General features: G+C 72.8%; 23 protein-coding genes. 12 read left to right on the top strand and 11 right to left on the bottom strand.

Annotated features, from left to right (window positions below; all coding sequences use genetic code 11):
* Positions 1-17: 17 nt before the first annotated feature.
* Both OOJ91_RS26900 and OOJ91_RS26905 read right to left on the bottom strand, forming a co-directional pair.
* A complete protein-coding gene (locus tag OOJ91_RS26900; RefSeq protein WP_266249276.1) occupies positions 18-686 on the bottom strand; it encodes a response regulator in 669 nt (222 codons plus the stop codon).
* Entirely contained in the window at positions 683-1,840 is a 1,158-nt protein-coding gene (locus OOJ91_RS26905; RefSeq protein ID WP_266249278.1) for a sensor histidine kinase, read from the bottom strand. The genes OOJ91_RS26900 and OOJ91_RS26905 overlap by 4 nt, the downstream gene beginning before the upstream one ends.
* 168 nt (positions 1,841-2,008) lie before the next feature.
* Here OOJ91_RS26905 and OOJ91_RS26910 point away from each other — a divergent pair, with 168 nt between their 5' ends.
* Together OOJ91_RS26910 and OOJ91_RS26915 are read left to right on the top strand one after the other, a co-directional pair.
* A complete protein-coding gene (locus OOJ91_RS26910) occupies positions 2,009-2,773 on the top strand; it encodes an ABC transporter ATP-binding protein (protein WP_266249280.1) in 765 nt (254 codons plus the stop codon).
* Complete coding sequence (locus tag OOJ91_RS26915; RefSeq protein ID WP_266249281.1) at positions 2,767-5,175, top strand: FtsX-like permease family protein; 2,409 nt, start codon at positions 2,767-2,769, stop codon at positions 5,173-5,175. Before OOJ91_RS26910 ends, OOJ91_RS26915 begins: the two co-directional genes overlap by 7 nt.
* Here the strand turns inward: OOJ91_RS26915 and OOJ91_RS26920 are convergent, their stop codons facing one another.
* The 4 genes from OOJ91_RS26920 to OOJ91_RS26935 are packed head-to-tail and all read right to left on the bottom strand — an operon-like array spanning position 5,176 to position 8,201.
* Positions 5,176-5,739 (bottom strand): SOUL family heme-binding protein, encoded by a 564-nt coding sequence (locus tag OOJ91_RS26920; protein ID WP_266249283.1) that lies wholly within the window; start codon positions 5,737-5,739, stop codon positions 5,176-5,178.
* A gap of 31 nt (positions 5,740-5,770) precedes the next feature.
* Positions 5,771-6,508 carry a YqeB family protein gene (locus tag OOJ91_RS26925; RefSeq protein WP_266249286.1) on the bottom strand — a complete coding sequence of 246 codons (738 nt, stop codon included), beginning with the start codon at positions 6,506-6,508 and terminating at the stop codon, positions 5,771-5,773.
* A 2-nt stretch (positions 6,509-6,510) separates the two neighbouring features.
* On the bottom strand, positions 6,511-7,308 hold the full coding sequence (locus tag OOJ91_RS26930) for an ABC transporter permease (RefSeq protein WP_266249287.1): 798 nt from the start codon (positions 7,306-7,308) through the stop codon (positions 6,511-6,513).
* Positions 7,305-8,201, bottom strand: coding sequence for an ABC transporter ATP-binding protein (locus OOJ91_RS26935; RefSeq protein ID WP_266249288.1), 897 nt, complete (start codon positions 8,199-8,201; stop codon positions 7,305-7,307). The genes OOJ91_RS26930 and OOJ91_RS26935 overlap by 4 nt, the downstream gene beginning before the upstream one ends.
* Before the next feature lie 133 nt (positions 8,202-8,334).
* Between OOJ91_RS26935 and OOJ91_RS26940 the strand changes: the two genes are divergently transcribed.
* The 3 genes from OOJ91_RS26940 to OOJ91_RS26950 all read left to right on the top strand — a co-directional run bounded on the left by OOJ91_RS26940 (position 8,335) and on the right by OOJ91_RS26950 (position 10,914).
* Complete coding sequence (locus tag OOJ91_RS26940; RefSeq protein ID WP_266249289.1) at positions 8,335-9,588, top strand: sensor histidine kinase; 1,254 nt, start codon at positions 8,335-8,337, stop codon at positions 9,586-9,588.
* Positions 9,567-10,295 carry a response regulator transcription factor gene (locus tag OOJ91_RS26945; protein ID WP_439117130.1) on the top strand — a complete coding sequence of 243 codons (729 nt, stop codon included), beginning with the start codon at positions 9,567-9,569 and terminating at the stop codon, positions 10,293-10,295. Before OOJ91_RS26940 ends, OOJ91_RS26945 begins: the two co-directional genes overlap by 22 nt.
* Positions 10,296-10,422: 127 nt before the next feature.
* Positions 10,423-10,914, top strand: a complete 492-nt coding sequence (locus tag OOJ91_RS26950; protein WP_266249294.1) for a hypothetical protein — start codon at positions 10,423-10,425, stop codon at positions 10,912-10,914.
* Between the two features lie 95 nt (positions 10,915-11,009).
* Here the strand turns inward: OOJ91_RS26950 and OOJ91_RS26955 are convergent, their stop codons facing one another.
* Positions 11,010-11,798 carry a D-Ala-D-Ala carboxypeptidase family metallohydrolase gene (locus OOJ91_RS26955; protein WP_266249296.1) on the bottom strand — a complete coding sequence of 263 codons (789 nt, stop codon included), beginning with the start codon at positions 11,796-11,798 and terminating at the stop codon, positions 11,010-11,012.
* Between the two features lie 305 nt (positions 11,799-12,103).
* Here OOJ91_RS26955 and OOJ91_RS26960 point away from each other — a divergent pair, with 305 nt between their 5' ends.
* From OOJ91_RS26960 to OOJ91_RS26970, 3 genes are read left to right on the top strand one after another with little or no spacing between them, the layout of a single operon-like run.
* Complete coding sequence (locus tag OOJ91_RS26960) at positions 12,104-12,742, top strand: DUF6642 family protein (protein ID WP_266249300.1); 639 nt, start codon at positions 12,104-12,106, stop codon at positions 12,740-12,742.
* A 33-nt stretch (positions 12,743-12,775) separates the two neighbouring features.
* A complete protein-coding gene (locus OOJ91_RS26965) occupies positions 12,776-14,095 on the top strand; it encodes a sensor histidine kinase (RefSeq protein ID WP_266249303.1) in 1,320 nt (439 codons plus the stop codon).
* Positions 14,083-14,742: a response regulator gene (locus OOJ91_RS26970; protein ID WP_266249305.1), complete on the top strand. Its 660-nt coding sequence runs from the start codon at positions 14,083-14,085 to the stop codon at positions 14,740-14,742. Before OOJ91_RS26965 ends, OOJ91_RS26970 begins: the two co-directional genes overlap by 13 nt.
* Here OOJ91_RS26970 and OOJ91_RS26975 read toward each other — a convergent pair whose 3' ends face one another.
* Both OOJ91_RS26975 and OOJ91_RS26980 read right to left on the bottom strand, forming a co-directional pair.
* The gene (locus OOJ91_RS26975; RefSeq protein ID WP_266249309.1) at positions 14,743-17,352 is read right to left on the bottom strand and encodes an ABC transporter permease; all 2,610 of its coding nucleotides are present in this window, start codon (positions 17,350-17,352) and stop codon (positions 14,743-14,745) included. It abuts the gene before it with no gap.
* Positions 17,346-18,155, bottom strand: a complete 810-nt coding sequence (locus OOJ91_RS26980; RefSeq protein ID WP_266249311.1) for an ABC transporter ATP-binding protein — start codon at positions 18,153-18,155, stop codon at positions 17,346-17,348. The genes OOJ91_RS26975 and OOJ91_RS26980 overlap by 7 nt, the downstream gene beginning before the upstream one ends.
* Positions 18,156-18,275: 120 nt before the next feature.
* Here OOJ91_RS26980 and OOJ91_RS26985 point away from each other — a divergent pair, with 120 nt between their 5' ends.
* On the top strand, positions 18,276-18,740 hold the full coding sequence (locus tag OOJ91_RS26985; protein WP_266249313.1) for a PPOX class F420-dependent oxidoreductase: 465 nt from the start codon (positions 18,276-18,278) through the stop codon (positions 18,738-18,740).
* A 10-nt stretch (positions 18,741-18,750) separates the two neighbouring features.
* Here OOJ91_RS26985 and OOJ91_RS26990 read toward each other — a convergent pair whose 3' ends face one another.
* Both OOJ91_RS26990 and OOJ91_RS26995 read right to left on the bottom strand, forming a co-directional pair.
* A complete protein-coding gene (locus tag OOJ91_RS26990) occupies positions 18,751-19,392 on the bottom strand; it encodes an NAD(P)-dependent oxidoreductase (protein ID WP_266249314.1) in 642 nt (213 codons plus the stop codon).
* A 53-nt stretch (positions 19,393-19,445) separates the two neighbouring features.
* Positions 19,446-20,678 carry a serine hydrolase domain-containing protein gene (locus OOJ91_RS26995; RefSeq protein WP_266249316.1) on the bottom strand — a complete coding sequence of 411 codons (1,233 nt, stop codon included), beginning with the start codon at positions 20,676-20,678 and terminating at the stop codon, positions 19,446-19,448.
* Positions 20,679-20,771: 93 nt separating this feature from the next.
* On the opposite strand from OOJ91_RS26995, the gene OOJ91_RS27000 reads away from it, so the two are divergent.
* The 3 genes from OOJ91_RS27000 (at position 20,772) to OOJ91_RS27010 (ending at position 22,948) form a co-directional block, all read left to right on the top strand.
* Positions 20,772-21,365: a pentapeptide repeat-containing protein gene (locus OOJ91_RS27000; protein WP_266249318.1), complete on the top strand. Its 594-nt coding sequence runs from the start codon at positions 20,772-20,774 to the stop codon at positions 21,363-21,365.
* Between the two features lie 188 nt (positions 21,366-21,553).
* On the top strand, positions 21,554-22,519 hold the full coding sequence (locus tag OOJ91_RS27005) for a hypothetical protein (protein ID WP_266249320.1): 966 nt from the start codon (positions 21,554-21,556) through the stop codon (positions 22,517-22,519).
* A gap of 99 nt (positions 22,520-22,618) precedes the next feature.
* Positions 22,619-22,948, top strand: coding sequence for a hypothetical protein (locus tag OOJ91_RS27010; RefSeq protein ID WP_266249322.1), 330 nt, complete (start codon positions 22,619-22,621; stop codon positions 22,946-22,948).
* Positions 22,949-22,952 lie beyond the last annotated feature (4 nt).

Consider the following 22,952-nt stretch of genomic DNA (forward strand, 5'->3'; position numbering starts at 1 on the left):
ATGCGCGGTCGACCGGCTCAGCGTAGGCCGCCCGGCCCCACCAGGCCCGTCTCGTACGCCACGATGACCAACTGCGCCCTATCGCGGACCGCGAGCTTGGTCAGCAGCCGTCCGACGTGCGTCTTGACGGTGGCCTGGCTGAGGTTGAGGTGCGTGGCCAACTCCGCGTTGGACAGGCCGCGGGCGATCAGCGCCAGCACCTCCCGTTCCCGGTCGGTCACCCCGTCGAGCTGTCGGGGCAGCGGCCGGGTCGGCTCCGGCTGTCGGGCGAACTCGTCGATCAGGCGGCGGGTCACCGTCGGCGCGAGCAGGCCCTCACCGGCGGCGACCACCCGGATCCCGGCCAGCAGGTCCGCCGGTGGGGTGTCCTTGAGCAGGAACCCGCTGGCACCCGCGCGCAGCGCCCCGTAGACGTACTCGTCCAGGTCGAACGTGGTCAGGATGATGACCCGGGTGCCGGCCGTCGCCGGGTCGGCGCAGATCCGCCGGGTCGCCTCGATGCCGTCCATCTCCGGCATCCGCACGTCCATCAGCACCACGTCCGGCCGGTGCTGTCCGGCCAACGCGACGGCCTCGACGCCGGTGCCCGCCTCGCCAACAGTCGTGCAGTCCCCGGCGAGATCGACAAGCAGCCGGAAACTGCCGCGCAGCAGCGCCTGGTCGTCGGCGATCAACACCCGGATCACGCGGCCACCCGGTAGGGCAGGCTGGCCGTCACCGCGAAGCCGCCGTCGGAGCGCGGCCCGGCGCGGAACTCACCACCGTGCAACGCCACCCGTTCCCGCATGCCGATCAGCCCGTGCCCCTCCCCGGCGGTGAGGACCGGACGTTGGCCGTCGTCGGTCACCTCCACCCGTACCTCGTCGGGCGTGACTGTCACCGTGGCCCGGCAGGCGGCCGGCGCCGCGTGCTTCACCACGTTCGTCACCGCCTCCTGCACGATCCGGTACACCGCGAGGCCCACCGACTCCGGCACCGCGCCGACCGGCTCCTCCCGACGGACGTCGAGCCGGACGACGACACCGCCGATCGCCGCCTGCCGGGCGAGCACCTGCAACTCGTCCAGGCCCGGCGTCGGGGCGTACGGGGTGCCCTCGCGCAGGACGCCCAGCACGCGCCGGACGTCGGTAAGCGCGGTGCGGCCGGTCTCCTCGATCACCCGCAGCGCGGCCCCCGCCTCACGGGGATCGGCCTCGGCGACATGGTTCGCGACGGCCGCCTTCACCACGATGAGGCTCAGCGTGTGCGCGACCACGTCGTGCAGCTCCCGCGCCACCCGTAACCGCTCCTCGGCGGCGGCCTGCCGGACCAGGTGCTCGCCCTGCCGGGCAGCGAGGGCACGTCGCTCGCGGAGCAGCCAACCGATCACCCAGGCCGGCGCGATCATGACGGCGGCGTAGACGACCGCGCCGGTGCGCGACCAGAGGTCGCCCGCGGTCAGGACCAGGGCGACGCTCACCAGAGCGAGACAACCCGCGGCGCTCAGCAGCGACCGGCGCGTGGTGGTCGACACGGCCACCGTGTAGAAGGACAGGCCGATGGCGAGGGCCGGCGCGGCGGCGGCGAAGTTGGGGATCACGCCGGTGATCAGGGCGACCGTGGTGACGGCGCTGATCACGACGGCGACCGGGATCGGCCACCGTCGCCGGGCGGCCAGCGGCAGCCCGATGGCCATCCCGACGAGCACCGACACCCAGAGCGGCTCGTGCACGCCTCCGCGCAGCGGTGACTCCAGCGCCGCGTACGGGCAGAGCAGGCCGCCGACCGCCACGGCGAGCACGGCATCCACGACGTACAGGTCCACCGGACGCAGCCGCCGGGTCAGCAGGAGAGCGGTCACCCGTCAGACCGTATCGGCCGGCCGATCCGGCCGCGTCCACCCGTGGGCGGTCATCCCCGAGGACGATCCGACCGCGCCTGCGGGCTTCGACTCCGCCCGGGGGTGGGCCGGAAAGTGCCCGCGCAGGCACGACGCGCGGCACCCGCCCCGACCGGCACCGTAACGGTCATGACCACATCCACGGTGACCCTGACGGGGCTGCGCGCGGTGTACGGCACCGGAACCCGGCGGGTGACGGCGCTCGACGGCGTGACCACCAGCTTCGCGAGCGGCACGTTCACTGCGGTGATGGGCCCCTCGGGCTCGGGAAAGTCCACCCTGCTGCACTGCGCGGCGGGTCTGGACAGCCCGACCGAGGGGACCGTCACGATCGACGGCACCCGCCTCGACGACCTCGGCGAGGACGAGCTGACCCGGCTGCGGCGCGACCGCGTGGGCTTCGTGTTCCAGGCGTTCAACCTGGTGTCCACGTTGACCGCCGCGCAGAACGTCGAGTTGCCGTTGCGTCTGGCCGGCCGTCGCCCACCGGCCGGGGACGTCGCCGCCGCGCTCGACGCGGTGGGCCTGGCCGACCGGGCCGGGCATCGGCCGAGTGAGCTGTCCGGCGGCGAGCAGCAGCGCGTCGCCGTGGCCCGCGCGTTGATCACCCGTCCGGTGGTGGTATTCGCCGACGAGCCGACCGGGGCGTTGGACAGCGCGTCGTCCCGGCAGGTGCTCCGGCTGCTGCGGGCGCTCGTGGACGACCACGGGCAGACCGTCGTGATGGTGACCCACGATCCCGCCGCCGCCGCGTACGCCGACCGGGTCCTGCTGCTCGCCGACGGTCGCGTCGTGGACGAGGTGACCAGCGGGATAACCGCTGCCGCCGTCGCCGCACGGATCGCCGAACGGGAAACCGTCCCGACGCGGACGACCGCGAGGCCGTCGTGGTGAGCGTCCGGCGGCAGGCCAGCGCGTTCGTGGCCGTGGCCGTCGGAGTCACGCTGGTGTCGGCTGCCACCCTGCTGCTCGCCTCGGGACGTCCGCAGGTGCCGGACCGGTTGGCGCGGGCAGCGGTCGTGGTGCAGAGCCCCGAGGCGGGCGCGTCGGCCGACTCGTTCGCGCCGACCCGGCCCTGGTCCGCCACGGCGACTGCGGAACTCGTCTCCCGGCTCGCCGCCCTGCCCGGCGTCGCGGCGGCCGTGCCGGACCGGACCTTCTACGCCCAGCCGCTCGTCGACGGTCGGCCCTCGGCCGCCGACAGCCGGCGGGAGGACGCCCTCCAGGGGCACGGCTGGTCCAGCGCCCAGCTGGGAGGACTGCGCCGCACTGCCGGCGAGCCACCCCGCCGGCCCGGTGAGGTGGTCGTCGACCGCGCGCTCGGGCTGCGGACCGGCGCGCGGGTCACCCTGCTGACGGCTGCGGGCGCCCAGACGTACATCGTCAGCGGTCTGGTCGACGGGCCCGGCGTCCATGTCACGGACGAGGTCGCCGCCGCGCTCGCGCCCGGCGTCCGGGCGATCGGGCTGGTGCTCACGGCGGGTGCGGACCCGGAGCGGGTCGCCACGGCGGCTCGCGGCGTCGTCGGCGCTGACGGCCGGGTGCTGACCGGCGACGCGCGCAGCGCACTGGAGCCGCGCAACGACGCCCGCACCCGCTGGATCGGCATGCAGGTGCTCACAGGTACTGCCGCTCTGGCCGGCTTCGTCACGGTGTTCGTCGTCGCCTCCACCTTCGCGTTCACCATCGCCCAGCGCCGCCGTGAGCTGGGTCTGCTGCGTGCGGTCGGCGCCACCGGACGCCAGATTCGTCGCATGGTCCACGTCGAGGCGCTCGTCGTCGGCGCTTCGGCCGGGCTCGTCGGCCTCCTGCTCGGCGCGGCGCTCGCCCCGCTGCTGGGTCGGCTCCTCGTCGACGTCGGGTTCGAGCCGACGACCTTCCGGGTCCGGTACGCGCCCTGGCCGGTTGCGGTCTCGCTCGCCGCCGGGCCGGTGATCGCGCTGCTGGCCGTCTGGTCGGCGTCGCGCCGGGCTGCGCGGGTTCGTCCCCTGGAGGCGTTGCGCGAGGCGGCCGTGGAACAGCGGCCGATGGGACGGCCCCGCGTCGTCACCGGGGCGTTGCTCGTCGCGGCGGGGGTCGCGCTCAGCGTCGGGACGGCGACCGCCGGCGAGGCCCGCGTCGCGGCGCAGTACGCCCTCTACGCGGTGATGGCGCTGGTGGCCGGCGCCACAGTGCTCTCCCCGGCGGTGGTCGGGCCGGTGGTGCGACTGCTGCGGTCTCCGGTGCGGCGCTCCGGCGGCGCGATCGGGATGCTGGTCCGGGGCGCGGCGCTCACCGCGACCCGGCGGACGGCGTCCACGGCCGCCCCGGTGCTGCTCACGGTCGCCTTCGCGGTGCTGGTGTCCGGGATGGTGCGAACCACCACCGCCGCGTACGCGGCGGGTCGAGCGGACAACCTGAACGCCGGCTGGATCGTCGTACCCGATCGGGCGCCGGGACTGTCGGACCAGGCCGTCGCCGCGACCGGCGGCACCGCTCTCCTGCCGACCACTGTCTTCCGCACCGACCCCGCGACGGGGCCGGTGGACCGACCACTGACCGCGCTCGGTGTCGACCCGGCCGGCTTCGCCGCCGCGAACCGGGCGCTCACCGTCGTCGCAGGCACGCTCGACGACCTGCGCGGCGACGACACGGTGGTGGTGACCGCCGGGGCGAACCTGCGGCCGTCCGAGCCGTACGTGGTGGTCTTCGCGGACGGGACGTCGGTGCCGCTGCGTGTCGTCGCCGTGGTCTCCGACACCTCGCTGCCCGGCGACCTGCTCCTGCCCCGGGCCGTGGTGCGGGCGCACGACCCGTCGGCGCTCACGTCCACTGTGTACGTCCGGGATCGGATCGAGCCTCCGGTCGGCGCGAGGGTCGTCGACGTCGTCACCTGGGCGGCCGAGACCGACGCCGCCGAGGACCGCCTCGTCTGGCTCTTCACGCTGCTGCTGATCGGTGTGTCGGCCGGCTACGGTGCCATCGCCGTGGCCAACACGTTGCTGCTGGCCGCCGCCGGTAGAGCCGCCGACCTGCGGCTGATCCGGCTGGCCGGGGCGACCCGGCGGCAGGTCATCTGGCTGGTCACGGCCGAGTCCGCCCTGGTGGTGATGATCGGTGCGCTGCTCGGTGGGGCTGTCGCGTTCGTCGGTCTGCATAGCATCCGCGCCGGCCTCGCCGAGCAGGTCGGCGCTCCCGTCGACCTGGTGGTGCCGTGGTCGGTGGTCGCCGGTGTGGTGGGGCTGTGCCTGCTGCTCGCGATGCTGGCGAGCGCGGTGCCGACGTGGCGGTCACTGCGTCGCCGCCCCGCGCGCTAGCTACTCCACCACCGGCAGCACGACCTCGTTGCGCCGCAGGAACCACGGCTTCCACGGCGGGTCGAAGCGCGCGTACCTGATCGCGCCCGTGGGTTGCAGCCCGGCCGCGGTCACCGACCGGCCGAGCATTGTGGCCCGTTGGCTGAACTCCCGCTCCGTCCACCTGCCGGAGAAGCGGATCGCCGCCGCCAGGCGTGCCGGGACCTCGTGGATGCGCACCCGGGCGTCCACCGGCTCGGGCAGGGTGGCAGTGGTGAAGGTGGCGGGCATGACGAACTGGATCAGGTACGCGCCGGGCCACTCGCCCTCGATCTGGACCACCGGCACGGTCATGGCGATCTTCTCCGAGTCGCTTGCCGCCGACCTCGCCGGCGCGGCGGACCCGATCGGGTGCCGGGCCCGGTTGGCGCCCCCGATGTAGGCGGCCAGCGGCCGGAACGCCTCGATCGGCGCCCGGGTGAACGACGCCTGGATCTGCATCTCGGCCACCAGGTGAGCCGGGTATCGGCGCAGCTCGAAGCCAGGGTGTCGGGACACCACCCGGTACGGCTGCTGCTCGGTCATCGCGCGCTCCCAGGATCTCCTGGGACAGACGCTACCGCCCCTCCGGCTCCCGCTCGGCCGAAGTCGGTCGTCCCGCACCGGGGACGACGGCCCGCCAGTACTGGCGTTTGCTCTCGTCGCGCAGCACCACGCCGATCCGGCCCAGCTCCCGCCGCAGCTCCCGGGCGTCGTCGCGACGGTCCCGCTCGAGGGCGCGCTGGCGGGCGCGCAGCAGCGCGTCCGCGCCGGTGGGCAGACCGGGCAGGTCGGGCACCCACAGCCGGTACGCCGACCGGTGCGGGTCGCCGTCCGTCCAGGCCCAGCCGTGCTCCCTGAACGCGGCGGCGAGCCGCGCGGCCGGCAGGTCCGTCGACTCCCGGACCAGTTCCGCCCCGTCGGTGTCGAGCAGCACCAGGTGCTTGTCGGCGAGGAAGACCACCCGGGTGTCGGCCCGCGCGACGGCCCGGTCCTGGTCGGAGCGGCGCAGCCGGACCTGCGCCGCGTCGACTGTGACGATCAGCCGTTCGGCGGTGCCCATCCCGGCGAGAACCAGGCCGGCCAGGACGCCCGCCGCGATGGTGCCGGCGGTGGCCTGCGGCTCGGGCAGCCGGTCCAGCCACTCGATCAGGTCGCTGAACGGCACCCAGGGCAGCCGGGCGAGCCAGCCGGTTGCCGCCGCGAGGAGCCACCCGACGCCCGCGCCGACAAGCGGAAAGCCACCCCACATGACGGCCAGCTCGACCGGGCCGCCGCTGACCACGGTGCGAGGCCGATAGTCGGCGACGTCCATGGTCAGGACACCTCGCGGCGCAGCGTCCGGAACAGGCCGGCGGCCAGCGGCAGAACCATCCAGACCAGCAGGGACACCGCTATCCGCCCCCACTGCCCGCCGGTGACGGCGTCGCTGCTGAACAACGGTTCCATGGTCTTGCTGGTGTCCAGCCACTCGGACGGGCCACGCAGGGGCTTGACCATCTCGCCGAGCACCCCCCACAGGGTGGGCAGCAGCAGGTAGCCGACGATGGCCAGCGGCGGATTGAGCAGCAGCAGACCGAAGGCCGCGCCCATCAGCACGCTTGTGACCTGGATGATCGCCGCGTTCAGCAGCAGCGACCAGTCGAACTGCCAGGTGCCCGCGCCGCCGGTGGCGGAGGCCACGAGCGTCCCGACGGCGGCGACGGCGAGGCTGGTCAGCACCGAGGCGAGCGCGGTCAGCGCCACGGCGATCAGCTTCGCGGCCACCACCCGCTCCCGGCGGGGCACCAGCGCGTACGTGGTGAGGGCCGTCCGTTGCGACCACTCGCTGGTGATCGACAGGATGCCGAGCACCGGGAGCAGCACCGACACCGGCAGCAGCGCGGGGACGAAGAAGTTGAGGAAGGTCTGGTCGACGTCCTTCGCGTAGATCAGTTGCAGGGTGACGATCGCGGCGGTGATCAGCCCGATGGTGATCACCAGCCAGCGACCGGCCCGGGTGTCGACGAGCTTGCGCAGCTCCGCGACGGTGAGCCGGAGCAGCGACGGGCGGCGTACCGGAGTGTGCTGCCGGGGCGCGACGGCGCCGGCGGCGGGCGCGGTGGTGGTGGTCATCGGACGGCCTCCTTGGTGGATTCGCCGGCGGTCAGGGTGAGGAAGAGCTGTTCGAGGCCACCGCCGGTGGCGGGGCGCAGCTCGGCAAGCGCGACGCCGGCATCGGCGGCGGCCTGGCCGACCGCCTCGGCGTCGGATTGCACGAGCAGTCCCTCCGAGCTGTCGGTGGCGCTCAACCCGGCCAGTTCCAGCGCCCGGCGCAGCGCCGCGCCGTCGCGGGCCCGGACCACGGTGCCGCCGCCCGCCAGCAGCTCGTTCTTGTCGCCCTGGGCCACGATCCGGCCGCCCCCGATCACCACCAGCCGGTCCGCTACCGCCTCCACCTCGCGCAGCAGGTGGGAGGAGAGCAGCACCGTGCCGCCCCGGTCGGCGAAGTCGCGCAGCAGGCCGCGCATCCAGAAGATCCCCTCCGGGTCCAGGCCGTTGGCCGGCTCGTCGAGGATCAGCACGCGGGGGTCGCCGAGCAGCGCGTGCGCCAGCCCGAGCCGTTGGCGCATGCCCAACGAGTACGCCCGTACCCGACGCTTCGCCGCCACCGCGTTCAACCCGACCAGGTCGAGCTTCGCGGCGACCTCGCGCCTGTCGAGACCCATGGTGTACGCGGACAGCGTCAACGCCTCGCGGCCGGTGCGCCCGGCGTGCTGGGCGGAGGCGTCCAGCAGCACCCCGACCTCCCGCCCCGGGTTGGGCAGCTCCCGGTACGGGCGTCCGGCGACGGTGGCGCGACCGGCGGTTGGTGCGGTGAGCCCGCAGATCATGCGCATGGTGGTGGACTTGCCGGCGCCGTTGGGGCCGAGGAAGCCGGTGACGGTGCCCGGCTCGCACTGGAACGAGACGTCGTCCACGGCCGGGTGTGGCCCGTATCGCTTGGTGAGGTTCTCTACCGTGATCATGCCGAGAAGCGTGCCCGCGCCGCCCGGCTATCCGCTGCGGCCGCCTGTCGATGCCGTACCGACCTTGGTCGACCGACGGGTCTCGACTTTGGTAGCTGGTCGTGGTGCCCGTCGGCTGCCTAGCATGGGTGCCGTGACCAGCCTCGCCGTGCCGGAACACCCCTGGCTGTTGCCAGGGGAGCTGGTCGTGCCTGCTGACCGTGGGCGGAGGCGCCCGCGCCGCACCACCCGCGACTGGGTCGTGGACAGCCTGGCGTTCCTGGTCTCCCTGATCTGGGTGTTGTTCGCCACGGCCGACGCCCTGTCGCCCGACCCGACGATCTCCACCGCGCTCCCGCACGACTGGATGGTCGGCGTCGACGCGCTGATCGGGCTTGTCTGCTGCGGGCTGCTCTGGGTGCGCCGCCGGTGGCCGCTGGGGCTGGTGGTGGCGACGGTACCGCTGACCCTGTTCTCGTTGGCCGCCGCCGTCCCGCTGTTGATCTTCTACTTCACCGTTGTGGTGCACCGACGCACCGCCGTCGCGATCGGGGTCACGGGCGCCGGCCTGATCACCAACCTGGGCTTCAGTTGGCTGCGTCCGGACCCGAATCTGACGTACTGGGAAACCGCGGCGTGGGGTGTGGTGTTCAGCCTCGTCGTGCTGGCCTGGGGGATGTTCGTCCGGGCCCGGCGGCAGTTGATCGTGTCGCTGCGCGATCGGGCCGAGCGTGCCGAGGAGGAGCAGCAGCTCCGGGTCGCCCAGGCCCGCCACCTCGAACGCACCCGAATAGCCCGGGAGATGCACGACGTGCTGGCCCACCGGATCTCGCTGCTCAGCCTGCACGCCGGCGCGCTTGAGTTCCGCCCCGACGCCCCCGCCGACGAGGTCGCCCGGGCCGCCGGGGTGATCCGGGGCAGCGCGCACGCCGCCCTACAGGACCTGCGGGAGGTCATCGGCGTGCTCCGGGCCGAGGACGACACCGGCGGAGCCTCCCCGGAGCCGCCGCAGCCCACCCTCGCCGACCTGCCGGCTCTGATCGCCGAGTCGCGGTCGGCCGGGGTACGGGTGAATGTCAGCGACACCGTGGACCGGTCGGGGGAGGTGCCGGCGGCGCTGGGCCGGGCCGCGTACCGGATCGTGCAGGAGGGGCTGACCAACGCCCGTAAGCACGCGGCCGGCGCGGCTGTCGCCGTTGACGTCGCCGGCGGGCCGGGCGCCGGCCTGACCGTGGCGATCGGCAACCGGTGGCCGGTCGGCACGCCGGTCGGCGGAACGCTGCCGGGCGCCGGCACCGGCCTGGTGGGCATCAGCGAACGCGTCACGCTGGCCGGCGGTCGGCTGGCCTACGGCCGGGACGACGCGGGGGACTTCCGCCTGGCCGCCTGGCTGCCGTGGCCGGCGTGACCGGCCCGTCCGACGGGGCCGGGACCGGGTCGGACACGCCGCCGGTACGGGTGCTGATCGTGGACGACGACGCGCTGGTCCGGGCGGGGCTCTCGATGATCCTCGGCGGCCTGCCGGACCTGCTGGTGGTGGGCGAGGCGGCCGACGGCGGCGAGGTTCCGGCGGCGATCGCCGCGTACGCCCCGGACGTGGTCCTGATGGACATCCGGATGCCCCGGGTGGACGGACTCACCGCCACCGAGGCGCTACGTGCCCAGCCGCACCCGCCTGAGGTGCTGGTGCTGACCACCTTCGACGCCGACGAGCAGGTGCTGCGGGCGCTGCGCGCCGGCGCGGCCGGTTTCCTGCTCAAGGACACCCCTCCGGCGAACATCGTGCACGCGGTACGCCGGGTGGCCGCGGGCGAGGCGACGCTCTCCCCGACGGTGACCCGCACGCTCATCGACCACGTGACCGCCGCCGCCCCGGCCCTGGCCGGCCCGGATCCGCGTCGCGAGCGGGCGCTGCGGCTGCTCGGCGGGCTCAGCGAGCGGGAGCGTCAGGTGGCGGTCGCGCTGGGGCGGGGCCGCACCAACGCGGAGATCGCGGGGGAGTTGTTCATGAGTGTGGCGACGGTGAAGGCGTACGTCTCCCGGCTGCTGACCCGGCTCGATCTCAACAACCGGGTCCAGGTGGCCCTGTTGGTGCACGACGCCGACCTCGTCTGAGCGCTCCGTTAGGGGAACGGTTAGGGGGTCAGGGATTGAACTTTCGTCAGATGCCGGCCGTACCACTGCCCGAGGATGTCGGTGCGGTGAGTCCGCCGTACCGCTGCCGAACTGCGGGAGGCCTGCCGTGCGTGTTGGTGAGCAGTCGACGGATCCCATCGACCTGGTGCTGGGTGAGGTGCCGGTGCCGGCACCACTGACCCCCGAGGATGTCCGGCTCGCGGTCCGGGCGGTGGTCGTGCACACCGCCGAGGAGTGGCCGACCGGACCGCTTTGCCGCAACGACGGCGCCTCCTACCCGTGCCGACTGCACAGGTGGGGGCGTCGGGTTCTGGAGACACACGGGCTCAACGAGCGCCAGATCGAGGCGTTGATCCAGCACGGCAACCCCTTCGTGCACGTGCCCTTCCCGTTCACCGCGACCGGGCCGTCGTCCGCGCGCCCCACAGGCGTCCGGCCGGCGACGACAGCCGGCTACCCGGCGCCGCCCCCCGGCCGCGCGGGGCTGCCGGGGCGGCACCAGGCCGCGCGGGTCGCCCCCGCGGCGGTACGACAGGCCCCAGCCGGCCGGCCGGTGACTCCCCCCGTCACCGCGCCGCGCTGGCCCCGGGCGAGCTGAGCGGCGCCATCCCACGCCCTGTCCGGGGCGACACGACGTCGGCCCGACGCGGAGATCCCCACCCGCGCCGGGCCGACGTCACACTGTCGGCTCGCTCAGTCGTTGCCGGCGCCGATGCCGCAGTCCGGCGCGGACCAGCTCGTCGTGTTCGAGCTGTGGTCGCTGTTGTTCTCGCGCCGCGAGTCGACGTGCACGTGGTCGTCGTGGTCGGGGTAGCCCGGCCCGTAGATGCCGCTGAAGCCGTTGTTGCGGGCGTTCTTGGCCACCGTGCACAGCGAGGACGTCCGCGAGGTGACGTCGGCGGCGTTGCCGTACAGGTGCTGACTGTCCGACGCGCCGCCGACCTGGTTGTTGCAGGCGCGGCTGCGGAAGCCGCTCGACACGTTCAGCGGCTTGTCGCCGAGGCCCTTGCGCAGCGCCTCCAGCTTCCACATGGTGCGCAGCGCGTTCTGCTTCGTCTCGCTCGCGGAGACCGGGCCACCGCTCCACCCGCTGCCGCCGCATCCGTTGTCAAGCTCGTTGTAGCTGAAGTGCGCGGGCGTGCAGTCGTTGTCCTGGAGCTGGTACAGCTTGGCGTAGGTCTGCGGGCCCGCGATGCCGTCGGCGCGCAGCCCGTACGCCTGCTGGAAACGCTTGACCGCGGCGGCGGTCTTCGGTCCGTAGCGGCCGTCGTTCTCCACGATGTCCCGGTAGCCGGCCCAGCCGGCGACCCGGATCTGCAGCTGACGAACGTCGTCGCCGGAGCGCCCCTGGTACAGGTTACGGTTCCAGGTGTAGCAGCCGTCCGCGTACGCTGCCGGCGCGGCGACCACCGAGGCGATCGCTGCTCCGGGCAGCGCCAGGGCGAAAGCGACAGCAACTCGCTTCAAGGTGTTTACGCGCACAGAAGTCCTCCCGATAGGAGAGCGAATGGGGTTGCTTCGGGACATCGACCGGGACGTCCCGTGATTTCCACCCTCGCACTGATGAGTGCGCTAGGCGGCAATTAACGAGAATTGTCCTCACGATTCGTTGTTCCTGGGCATCGACTGTGAAATCGACTGATTTGTGAAACAGCCATTTCCCCCCGATTGACCCTGTGGTGGGAGAACCCCACCGAACGTCGCAATCGGTCACACCCAGGGTGATGTTCCTCGTCCATCGGGGGCCGGTAACGTCAGCCCCGGGCGGCGGACTGGCGGAGGTGCACGTGGCACGCGGTGGCGTCTTCTGTGTCGAGGGTCAGTGGCACCGTGACCTCAACGAACGCGGTTCCGTGCTGCCCACCCTCGAGTTGTTGGAGCGGCTGGGCAAGATCCGCTTCATCCACAAGGACGCGGCCACCCGCGACGAGCTGTTCTACTTCCTGGATCGCTGGCTGCTCAAGCAGTACGCCGACCACCGCGTCGGCTTCTTCGCCATGCACGGCGAGCCGAGCCGACTCTGCCTCACCGACTGGCAGTCCGTGGAGCTGAACGAGGTGGCCGAGCTGATGGCCGGCCGCTGCGAGGGACGCCGGCTCTATTTCGGCAGCTGTTCCGTCCTCCGCGCGTCGGATGCCGTGCTGCGCGAGTTCCTGGAGGTCACCGGGGCCGCCCTGATCTGCGGTTTCACCCGCGACGTCGACTGGGTCGAATCGGCCGCCTTCGAAACCGTTCTGCTCGACGTGCTGGCGAACGGGCAGCGGCACAATGCCGCCGAACTGCGGATGGGATCCGCGCACTGGGCGCCGCTGGCCTCGTACCTCGGCTTTCGGGTGATCTATGCCAACGGCCGGGCCTGGCGCCCGGTCGGCCGGCCCCGCGTGCCCACCCAGGCGGTGCACCGCGCCGCCGCCGGCCCCCGCTGACCCGCGGCCGTCGCTACCCGGCAGGAACGAGTGATGACCGGCAACATCGCGAAGAACACCTGGTCGCCGCTCATGGCAGGAGCCGCGGAGGTCGGGCAGACTCGACGCCGTACCGGCAGGGCGAGCTTCCTCGGCGGATGGAGGGAACGGGATCCGGTGACGTCGGGGCGGCGGTGGGCGCAGGTGCGGCATAGCGGGGTCTACCTGCTGGGCTCACTGGTCTCCGGGGTCGCCACGGTGCTCGTGCTGCCGCTGCTGTGCATCCCGCGGCTCGCCGGACTCTGGGCGAACTGGCACCGTGAGCGCGCCGGCGGGCTGCTCGGTGCGCCGTTGGCGTCGCCTCCCGTACGGCAGGCGACGGGACGCCGGGCATGGACCGATCCCGTCACGGGCCGCACCTCTCGCGCGCTGCTCTGGCTACCGGTGAACGCGCTGACCGGAGTGGTGTTCGGCCTGCCCGCGCTGCTGTGCGTGGGTAACGTCGTACTCGCGGTGATCGCCACGCCGCTGTGGTGGGCCTTCACGCCGGAGGGTCGGCCACGGCTGTTCGTCGACGTTGCGGTGACGGGCTGGGCGACAGCTCTCACCCTCGGTCCGCTGCAGATCCTCCTGCTCACCACACTCGCGTACGTGGGCTTCCCGCCGATCGCCCGCGCGCACGCACGGATCTGCCTGGTGGTGCTGTCCGGCTCGACTGACGAACAGCTCGCCGAGAGGGTTGCCGTGTTGACCCGCACCCGCGCGGACGTGCTCGACGCGCACGGCGCGGAGTTGCGCCGGATCGAGCGCGATCTGCACGACGGCACCCAGGCTCGGCTGGTGGCCATCGCGATGCGGCTGGCCGTGGCCCGGCAGGCGTTCGCCGACAACCCGCGGGACGAGCAGTTCGTGGAAGGACTTCTTCGGGACGCACACGAAGGAACCGAGGAGGCGATGACCGAACTGCGCGAGGTGATCCGGTCCGTCTATCCGCCGATCCTCGCCGACCGGGGCCTGCATGGCGCCCTGACGGCCGTGACCACCGGCTGCGGGGTGCCGACCCGGCTGGACATCGGCGACCTCGAACGGGTGACGCCGGCCGTGGAGGCCGTCGTCTACTTCGCCGTCGCCGAGGCACTCACAAACGTCACCAGACACAGCCGAGCCACAGCGGCCGGCGTACGGGTCAGCCGCACGGGGGACCGCTTGTCGGTGCTGGTCACCGACAACGGCACCGGCGGCGTCGACGATCGACGGGGCACCGGCATAGCGGGCATCCGTCGCCGGGTGCTGGCGCTGGACGGCACCGTCGAGGTCGACAGCCCGGCCGGCGGGCCGACGGCCCTCACCGTGGAGCTGCCGTGCGGGTCGTGATCGCCGAAGACAACGTGTTGCTGTCCACCGGACTGGAACTGCTGCTCGGGCGCGCGGGCTTCCAGATCGTCGCCATCGCCGACGACGCGGCGGGTTTCCTCGCGGCCGTGCGGGAGCACCGGCCCGACGTCACCATCGTCGACGTCCGGCTGCCGCCGTCGTTTCGCGACGAAGGAATCCGCGCTGCCCTGCAGGCCCGGCGGGAGCGCCCCGGCCTGCCGGTCCTGGTGCTGTCGCAGTACGTCGAGCAGCAGTACGCCGCCGAACTGCTCTCCACCACCGGCGGCGGCGTCGGCTATCTCCTGAAGGACCGGGTCAGCCGGGTGGACGCGTTCGTCGACGCGCTGCGCCGCGTCGCCGCCGGTGGTACCGCGATGGACCCCGAGGTCATCGCGCAGCTCGTGCAACGCGCGGGCGACCCGATCGCCGCCCTCACTCCCCGGGAACGCGAGGTACTCGCACTGATGGCACAGGGCCACGACAACGACGCCATCGGTACGCAGTTGGTCATCACCGACAACGCTGTCCACAAGCACATCGGCAACATCTTCGCCAAGCTCGGCCTCGCCGTGACCGACAGCGGCCATCGCCGCGTCCTCGCCGTCCTTGCCTACCTCAACGCCGCGGGCCGGGCGAGCGGTCGTTGATCACTCACGACCGCCGATCGCGTCGACAGGCGCCTGTCGCAACGCGTACCGGGTGGCCACTCTGATCGCACCCCAGGAGAGCGCGATGGTGAGCGTCACGATCGCGATGAGCCCGGTGAGGGAGATGCTCGGAACGGGCGACGTCGTCAGTCCGAGGCTGATGCCGACAAGCGGTGGGATCGTTGCCAACGAACCGAACAGCAGCGCCGCGAAGACCACGATTCTGGCCTCGCCGTTCATCATCGCGCGGAGCTGGTCCCGGCTGGCGCCGATGAGTCGCAGCATCGCGAACTCGCGAACCCGCGCCGTCGTGGCCATCACGAGGGTGTTCACCACGGCGATGGCGATGTAGCCGAGCAGTACCGTCTGGAACAGCAGGTTCAGCGCCCAGTCACCCGAGCCACCGGGCCCCGGGGCGGCCAGGAACGTCTGCCGGTCGCCGACCTGGACCGTCGGGTAGCGTGCGACGGCGGCACGCAGCGCGCCGGCGAGCGCCTCCGGGTCGGTCCCGTCCGCCGATCGGATCAGCACCGCGGCGTCCACCCGCGCGGTGGTGTGGGCGACGACGAGGTCGTTGGGCAGCGCGACATCCCCGAAACCCAGGCCGTTCTCGTAGATCGCCACCACCCGTGGCTCGACAAGCGTGCCGTCGCCGAGCCGGAGGTCGACAGTTCCGCCGACTCTCGCTCGGACGGTCCGCGCGGCGACTCTGCTCAGCGCCACCGCCTCGCCACGCAGTTCCGCTATGTCGCCCTGCTCCACCGCGAGATCCATGGTTTCGGAGAGCCGTTCGGGCTCCATGCCCTGGGCGGCGAAGACCTTGGTCGCGGTGCTGTCCTCGGACGGGAAGGTCAACAGCACCTGCATCCGGGCCACCGGCGTCGCCACGGTGACGCCGGGCACGCCGCGCACGGCGTCCACGACTCCGGGGGACACCCCGGCACCGGACGAGGCGGTCAGCACGTGGTCGGCCCGCAGGCCGTCCTCGAGCTGGTGCTGCGCCCCCGCGATCGCCGTGGAGGCGCCGAACACCTGCACGGCGGCCAGGGTCACGCCCATGGCCAGCGGTATGGTCGCCGAACTGATCCGCTGCGAGTTGGTCCGTGCGTTGGCCTGGGCGAGGAACCCGCTGGCCGTGGACTGCCTGTTGAGGCGCGAGCCGAACAGCACGATGGCGCCCCGAAGCAGCTGGGGTCCGAGACATCCGAGCGCCACGACGAACAACAGGACCGCGCTCCCGGCCGTGTCGGCGGCCGAGTCGCCAGGTGCCGCGACATCGCCGAAGGTCAGCAGCAGTCCGAGCGGGACGAGGAGGACGCCGATGGTCAACCGGACCCAGCCGATCTTCGTGGGCTCGACCGTGGCGTCGCCGAGAGCCTCGACCGGGCTGACCTTGGCCACCCGGCGGGCGACCAGCCAGCCGGCAAGCCGGGCGCTTGTCATGCACAACACCAGCGAGGCCAGGACGGGCAGCAACCCCACACGCATCCGGAAGTCCGGGGGCATCGCGCCCGCGAGGACGAACACGCCGCGCATGACGAATGCGAGCGCCACGCCGGGCACTGCGCCGACCACGGCGCCCGCCGACGCCACGAGTGTCATCTCGGCGCCGATCATCCAGTGGATCTGCTGAGGTGTCGCGCCGATGGCACGGAGCAGGGCCAGTTCTCGTCTGCGCTGCCGCACCGACAGGGCGAGGGTGCTCGCCACCACGAACACCACGATCAGGACCATGGTGCCGCCGAACGACGCCGCCGTCTCCACCACCAGACTGCGGGCGGCGCCCACGTCCAGGAACTCCACGTCGCCGCGTCCCGTGCCGGTGTGCGCCAGCACGCCCGGTACGGCGGCCGTGATGCGTGCGGCCAACTGCTCCGGCGTGACGCCGGGCGCGGCGAGCACGCCGACGGCGTCCACCCGGTCCGGACGGCCGGACAGCCTGGTCGCCTGGTCGTCGGTGACGAACACGGCGGACTGCCGGTCCAACCCGTCCCCCGGCGCGGTGGCGAGGCCCACCACGCGATAGGACGATGGGATCGAGCCGACCACGAGGCGCACGGTCTCGTCGAGCGACACGCCGCCGCGCGCGGCGAGGTCGGTGTCGAGCACGACTTCGTCGGGCGCGGCGGGCGCCCGGCCGTCGCGGACCCGGAACGGCGCGAGCGCCGCGGCGGACCAGCCGTGCCCGAACACCGGGAAGCCGTCCGGGCCGGGCACCGTGTCGCCGTTCGGGGTCAGCACGCTGACCTCGACGTTGACGTCTGCGATGGCCGACCGGACACCTGGCACCGCGGTGACGGCCGCCACCGTGTCGGCGGGCAGCGTGACGCGCTCGCTGTAGCGGACCTCGGAGGTCTCGTCCAGCCGGAACGACTGCTGACCGCCGAGAACCACAGCCGTCCCGGAGTAGCGCTCGGGGGCCACGCCGGTGCCGAGCCCGGACACCAGCAGGGTCCCGCAGGCGGTGATGACCGCCGAGCCCGCGGCGATCGCGACGAAGGAGCCGACGATACCGCCCTTGCGGCCCTTGATCGTGCTCCACGCCAGGGACAGATCTCTGCGGTACGGCACCACGAGGCGGACCAGCCGCCGGATGCGGCGGATCACCACTCGCCCAGGTGCGTCATACGCGACGCGATCTGCTCCGTGGTGGGTCGGGTCAGCTGGCCCGCGATCCTGCCGTCGGCGAGGAACACGACCGAGTCGGCGAAGGAGGCGGCAACCGGGTCGTGGGTGACCATGAGCACCGTCTGCCCCATGTCGTCGACGATGTGTCGCAGCAACCTTAGAACCTGCTTGCTGGACCGGGTGTCCAGCGCACCGGTCGGCTCGTCCGCGACCACCACATCCGGGTGGGTGATCAGCGCGCGGGCCACCGCGACCCGCTGCTGCTGACCGCCGGAAAGCTCGTTCGGCCGGCGCTTGACCTGCTCGCCGAGGCCGACCGCGGTCAGCACGTCGCGCAGGAACGCCTGATCGGTCTTCCGGTCCGCCAGCCGCAGCGGCAGCGTGACGTTCTCCTCGACGGTAAGCGCCCCCAGCAGGTTGTACGCCTGGAAGACGAACCCGACCCGGTCGCGTCGTAGCTCGGTCAACTCGCGCTCCGACCGGCCGGACAGCTCCGTGTCACCAAGCATCACCCGACCCGACGTCGGCCGGTCCAGGCCTGCCGCACAGTTCAGAAATGTGCTCTTGCCCGACCCGGACGGGCCCATGACGGCGGTGAAGGTGCCGCGCGCGAATGCGGCTGTCACCGCGTCGAGGGCCCGTACCGCGTTCCTCCCCGACCCGTACTCCTTCGACACCGACTCCAGGCACACCGCTGCCGGCGCCGCACGGGTCTGCAGGGAGCCGACCGCGGCGGTCTCCGCGGGTGGGACGCGCCGTTCCGACGGCTCCCTGTTTGGTCTCATGCCGTCCGATGCTAAGAACGGCGGCGGCCCTGGCCGATACCGCACGCCACCGGAAAAGAGGTACAGCTGGCGGTAGTGCCCCGGTGTTCCGCAGCTCTCGGGCCCTGGTAGGAACGGGGGATGGCACGCAGCATCGCGAAGAACACCCGGGTCGACCGGGACACCCTGCTCGACTTCCTCAGGCCTCGGCACCGGGTCGTGCTGATGACCACCCGGGCCGACGGCCGCCCGCAGTCCTCCCCGGTCTCCGCCGGCATCGACGGCCAGGGCCGACTCGTCGTGTCCACCTACCCCGAGCGGGCGAAGGTGACCAACATCCGCCGTGAACCCCGAGTTTCGGCCTGCGTGCTCTCCGACGACTGGAACGGCCCCTGGGTGCAGCTCGACGGCACCGCCGAGGTGCTGGACCTGCCCGAGGCGCTGGAGCCGTTTGTCGAGTACTTCCGCAGCATCTCCGGCGAGCACCCGGACTGGGACGACTACCGGGCGGCGATGGTGCGCCAGGGCAAGTCGCTGATCCGGGTCACCATCGACGCCTGGGGCCCCATCGCCACCGGCGGCTTCCCGGCCCGCCTCGCCGACTGACCGCCCCTTCTCAGTACGCGGCCGTGAAGCGGGCGTTGACGTACCGGGGCTGCTCGATCTCGTCCACGATCGCGACCGCCAGGTCCTCGTAGGTGAGCACCGACCGGCCCTGGTCGTCGGTGACCGGCTCGTCGGTGCCCGTGCGGTAGTGCCCGGTGCGGTCGCCGGGGTGGAACTCCAGCGGCGGCGGCGAGACGTACGTCCAGCTCACACCGTCGGCGGCGGTGCGGTAGTAGTCGAGCGCGTCGGCCTGGCCCAGTGCCGCGTCCCGGTACTGCTCCGGGAAGTCCGGCTCGTCGAGGATGCGGGTGCCACGCGGGGTGAGCAGGGTCGACCCGCCACCCAGGTGGATGATCCGCGGCGCGGCCGGCATCGACCGCAGGGTGGTCACCAGGGTCTCCGCGGCGTCGCGCCACAGCCCGCGCTCGCCGCCACCGATCGCCACCACGAGCGCGTCGGCGTCCGGCGCCAGCTCCCGGACACTGCGCTCGCTTGTGGCATCGCCGGTGACAGTCCGCACCCCGTCCGGCAGGTACGAGGTGGCCTCCGGGCGGCGGACCGCGGCGATCACGCGGTGCCCACGGTCGGCCGCCTCGGCGGTGACCCTCGACCCGGCGGTGCCGCCCGCCCCAAACACGACGATGGTGCTCACCAGCCCAGGCTAGGGACCGGTCCGCCCGCCCGTCGCCGGAACGGCGATCCCGGTCACTCGACGAGGGCTGCGTAGACGAGCTGGCGCAGCTGGGAACGCAGCGGATAGGTGCTCGACGGCTTGAGCTGCGTGAACAGCAGCGCGGTGATCTCCTCCGCCGGGTCCACCCAGAACGCCGTGCTGGCGATCCCACCCCAGTAGTACTCGCCGACGCTGCTCGGCACCCGGCTCGGGATCGGGTCCTCGACCACCGCGAAGCCGAGACCGAAGCCGATCCCGTCGAGGGTGGTCTCGGCGAAGCCGCCGGTGGACAGGGTGCCCAGATCCTGCCCGCCGGGCAGGTGGTTGCGGGTCATGAAACGCACCGTGCGCGGCCCGAGCAGCCGTACGCCGTCCAGCTCGCCGCCGCGCAGCAGCATGGACGTGAACCGGTGGTAGTCGGCGGCGCTGGAGATCAGGCCACCGCCACCGGAGAGCAGGCCGGGCTTGTGGTGTGCGAGCGCGCCGAGCAGGTCGTAGCGGACCGCCCGCCCGCTGCTCGGATCCGGTACGTAGAGCGCGGCCAGCCGCTCGGCCTCGTCGCCCTCGACCCACCAGCGGGTGTCAGTCATGCCGAGCGGGCCGAAGATCCGGTCGGCGAAGAAGGCGTCCAGGCTCTGCCCGGAGACCACCTCGACCAGCCGGCCCAGGACGTCTGTGGCGACCGAGTAGCCCCAGGCCGTGCCGGGCTGGAAGAGCAGGGGCAGCTCGCCGAAGGCCGCGCACGCGCCTGCCAGGTCGACGTCCGCCGGTGGGTACAGGTCGTAGCCGGCCGCCCGGTACAGCCCGTCGACCACCGAGGTCTGCATGAAGCCGTACGTCAGGCCGGCGGTGTGGGTGAGCAGGTGCCAGACCCGGATCGGCTCGGTCGCCGGCACTGTGTACGGCTTGAGCGCCGAGCCCTTCGAGTAGACCCGCAGGTCGGCGAACTCGGGCAGCCAGCGGCTGATCTCGTCGGTCAGCTCGAAGCGGCCCTCCTCCCACAGCATCATCGCGGCGACCGAGGTGACCGGCTTGGTCATCGAGTAGATCCGCCAGAGCGTGTCGGCCTCGACCGGGGCGCCCGACTCGCGGTCGGCCAGGCCGTACGTGGAGGAGTGCGCCACCTCGCCGCCCCGGGTGACCACCACCTGCCAGCCGGCCAGCCGGCCGTCGTCGACGTACCTGCCGAAGTGGTCGTCGATCCGCGCCAGCCGCGCCGGGTCGAAGCCGATCTGATCGGGGTCCATGCTCCGCGCCACACTCACGTCGCCGAACCTACTCGCCGGTACGCCGCCACCGGAAGGGGCCGCCCCACCGGGCCGTCCCGTAGCGTCGGGGGGCGGCACTAGCCTGACCGGATGCCGGAGTTGACCGAGGACACGACGTTCCGCCACGAGGACTGGTACGCCGAGGAGCTGACCGACCGCCAGTTCGTGGCGTGCGAGTTCTTCGACGTGGACCTGACCGAGGCGGTCACCCGCGGCGCGGTCTTCACCGGCTGCACGTTCGGCAACGTGCAGTTCAACGCTTCCCGGCACCTCGACTCGGCGTTCACCCGCTGCGTCTTCCGGCGCTGCAACTTCTTCGAGGCCGAGTTCACCGGCTGCAAGCTGGTCGGCAGCACCTTCGTGCAGTGCGAGCTTCGTCCGTTGCGGGTCGACGGCGGCGACTGGTCGTTCGTCGCGCTGCCCGGCGCGGACCTGCGTGCCGTCTGGCTGAGCGGCGTACGGATGCGCGAGGCCGACCTGACCGGGGCCAACCTGACCGGCGCCACGGTGACAGGCGTGGACCTCTCCGGCGCGCAGCTGCACAACTGCCGTCTCGGCGGCGCCGACCTGCGGCGCAGCGACCTCACCGCACTGGATCCGACGTCTGTCGAACGGGCCGGCGCCCTCGTGGACGTGGAGCAGGCGCTCGTCATCGCGCAGGCGCTCGGCTTCCGGATCGGCTGACGCGGGGTCGCTCCCGGTCGATCGACCGTGGGAACGCCAGCCGTCCCATACCGTCCCGATCCGGACTGGACACGCCAGCCTGTCCCGATTTAGCGTGTCGACCACGCCTGTGCAAACGTGAAGCGACCCACTGTGGATGGTCGATCCGTCGCGTGCGGTGGTGGCCGGGCGGCGGACTGGAGGGGTCGGTGGCGGACGAGGACCGTACGCGCTCGGATGCGCGGGCCGGGGACGAGCCGACCGGCCGACAGGCGTCGCACCGGCCGCGGACCCTCGCCGCCGGCCTGAGCCACCGGACGCTGCGCCGGCTCGCCCGCGCCCGACAGCGGCGGCGCTGGGCGCTGGAAGGGCTCGGCGCACTCGTCTGCCTGGTGGTGCTCGTCGCGTATCTCGGTACGCGGTCCGGCCCGGAGTCGGGCGACGGCCCGGCCGGCGGATCGGGTGGTGTGCCCGCCGGAGCCATCCGCCCGACGGCTCTTCCGGCCGCCGACGGGCACGCCACAGATACCGGGCCGGCGCAGCCCGGTCTGCGCCCCCGGGAGCGGCCACCCTCGCCCGAGCCGCCTCCGTCGACGAGCGCGCCCGCCCCGCCACCGAAGAAGCCGGGGACGTCGCTGCTGTCGGTGAGCCGCGCCGAGGTGCCCGCCGAGGTCGACCTCACCGCCGTGGGCACCCGCGACTGGATGCACTGGGGGCTGCGCGGCGGCAACTCGACAGTGCGCAAGCGCTCCGGCTCCGGTGAGATCGTCGACGGGGGTGGGAAGGGCGCCCGGATCGGCTGGGACGGCAACCAGGAGGTCGTCCGCTGGTCCGACGGCGCACCCGAGCGGTCGGACCGGGGCAGCTCCAACGGCGTCTACACCTGTGGCGTGGGCAACGGGTTCACGCTGGCGGTCGCCGGCAGCGGGGCGCCGCGCACCGTCCAGCTCTACGCCGGGATCTGGATGGCACGAGGTCGGCTGGACGTGCGGCTGTCCACCGGCGGGCCGGTCAGCACGCTACGCCTGGAGGATCCGTACACCAGCCAGAGCGCCCAGTTCACCATCCGGTTCGAGCTGCCGAAGGACGCCCGGCTGGTGCTGACCTGGACAGTTGAGAAGGTCTTCACCCCGCACTGCGGCAACGTCGGCCTCCAGGCCCTCGCGCTGCGCTGAACCGGCCAGCCGGCGGGACAGTTTGTCCGTCGCCCTCGGTCGAGCGCGACGTAACTTTCTGCTGTCCCCGTCCCACCTTCCCTTGTGGAGGAAGCGCAGATGAGCAGCAGTACCGCCCACCGCGTCCGTCCCGTCGTTCCCTCCGGCGCCGACGAACTGCCCGGCGAGGTGCTCCGCGACATTCCGCTGCCGCCGTACGTGACGGGCGAGGACGCCCAGTTCGCGGTGCGCGCGGTGGTGGTGCACGCGCCCCGGCGCTGGTCCGGCGGTGTCGTTTGCCGCAACGACGCCAGCCCACACCCGTGCCGGCTGCACCGTTGGGGCACCCGGGTGCTGGCGCTGCGCGGGCTGCGGGCCGCCGAGATCGCCGCGCTCATCGAGCGCGGCGACCCGACGGCGGTGCCCCCCACACCGGACCGCCCCGCCTGACCCC

This window comes from Micromonospora lupini (assembly GCF_026342015.1).
Classification (GTDB): domain Bacteria; phylum Actinomycetota; class Actinomycetes; order Mycobacteriales; family Micromonosporaceae; genus Micromonospora; species Micromonospora lupini_B.

Excerpts from the sequence above, each read along its gene's own strand:
- OOJ91_RS26910 (WP_266249280.1), top strand. The coding sequence starts at position 2,009 with ATGACCACATCCACGGTGACCCTGACGGGGCTGCGCGCGGTGTACGGC.
- OOJ91_RS26980 (WP_266249311.1), bottom strand. The coding sequence starts at position 18,155 with ATGAGACCAAACAGGGAGCCGTCGGAACGGCGCGTCCCACCCGCGGAG.
- OOJ91_RS26925 (WP_266249286.1), bottom strand. The coding sequence starts at position 6,508 with ATGGACGTCGCCGACTATCGGCCTCGCACCGTGGTCAGCGGCGGCCCG.
- OOJ91_RS27010 (WP_266249322.1), top strand. The coding sequence starts at position 22,619 with ATGAGCAGCAGTACCGCCCACCGCGTCCGTCCCGTCGTTCCCTCCGGC.
- OOJ91_RS27000 (WP_266249318.1), top strand. The coding sequence starts at position 20,772 with ATGCCGGAGTTGACCGAGGACACGACGTTCCGCCACGAGGACTGGTAC.
- OOJ91_RS26935 (WP_266249288.1), bottom strand. The coding sequence starts at position 8,201 with ATGATCACGGTAGAGAACCTCACCAAGCGATACGGGCCACACCCGGCC.
- OOJ91_RS26930 (WP_266249287.1), bottom strand. The coding sequence starts at position 7,308 with ATGACCACCACCACCGCGCCCGCCGCCGGCGCCGTCGCGCCCCGGCAG.
- OOJ91_RS26920 (WP_266249283.1), bottom strand. The coding sequence starts at position 5,739 with ATGACCGAGCAGCAGCCGTACCGGGTGGTGTCCCGACACCCTGGCTTC.
- OOJ91_RS26965 (WP_266249303.1), top strand. The coding sequence starts at position 12,776 with ATGACCGGCAACATCGCGAAGAACACCTGGTCGCCGCTCATGGCAGGA.
- OOJ91_RS26985 (WP_266249313.1), top strand. The coding sequence starts at position 18,276 with ATGGCACGCAGCATCGCGAAGAACACCCGGGTCGACCGGGACACCCTG.